This window comes from Acinetobacter sp. 228, assembly GCF_048147885.1.
Window position 1 is genome coordinate 1 of sequence record NZ_JAYWYV010000600.1, and the last position, 1,031, is coordinate 1,031.

At 46.8% G+C, this 1,031-nt stretch carries 2 protein-coding genes; both read left to right on the forward strand.

Annotation, left to right across the window (positions count from 1 at the left end):
• The coding region (locus VXQ92_RS21155) for a 2Fe-2S iron-sulfur cluster-binding protein (RefSeq protein ID WP_204308566.1) at positions 1-113 on the forward strand (113 nt) is incomplete at its 5' end.
• Positions 113-1,031: FAD-dependent oxidoreductase (locus tag VXQ92_RS21160; RefSeq protein ID WP_416683088.1), on the forward strand; the 919-nt coding region annotated here is incomplete at its 3' end. The genes VXQ92_RS21155 and VXQ92_RS21160, both read left to right, overlap by 1 nt.

Here is a 1,031-nt window from a genome sequence, read left to right on the forward strand (position 1 = left end):
CTCCATTTTGTGGAATGGGAGTTTGTCAGGAATGCCGTGTCAATATTAATGGACTCAGAGTGCTTGCTTGTCAGACGCTGTGCCAGCAAGACATGAAAGTGGAAACACAATAATGGAAAAACAATACGAAGTGGTGGTTGTCGGTGCTGGGCCTGCAGGGTTGTCAGCTGCTATTACAGCCGCCGAAAGTGGCGGTCGAATTTTAATATTGGATAATAACCCACAGGCGGGTGGCCAAATCTGGCGGGCTGGACCGATTTTTCCTGTACCTGAAATGGCGCAGCAGAAATATCAACAAATTAAGGCTCATTCTAATATTGAATTTATGTTTGGTGCGAAAATTGTCGCCGCACCTTTTGCCGGCCAATTGCTTGTTGAGCGACCTCACGACAGCCTAAACTTGTCTTATCGCCAGCTTATATTGTGTACGGGAGCAAGAGAACTGTTTTTGCCTTTTCCCGGTTGGACTTTACCTGGTGTAACAGGGGCAGGTGGTTTGCAAGCCTTAATTAAAGCAGGCACACCTGTAAAAAATGAACGCATTGTGATTGCGGGCTCTGGACCATTACTCTTAGCAAGTGCGGATACAGCAAAAAAAGCAGAGGCTCAAGTTCTCTATGTTGCCGAACAGGTGGCTTCATCTTCCGTTCGTAAGTTTGCACTACAACTTTGGCGTTGGCCTGCGAAAATAATACAGGCGTTATCTTTGCCTCATCGTTTATATCAACCTGACAGTTATGTGGTTGAGGCGATTGGTCAGGAGCGTCTTGAACGAGTAAGGCTACAAACGCCGCAAGGAATCATTGAAATTGAGTGTGATCGACTCGCGTGCGGGTTTGGTTTAGTACCGAATACTCAATTAGGCCAGTTAATGGGTTGTCAAATTAAGGACAATGCGATTACGGTCGATGACTATCAATGTACATCACAGCCACAGGTGTGGGCAGCAGGTGAGTGTACAGGTTTTGGCGGAAGTGAGCTGGCGATGGTTGAAGGTAGCATCGCAGGTTATGCAGCTATAGGCCAAAATG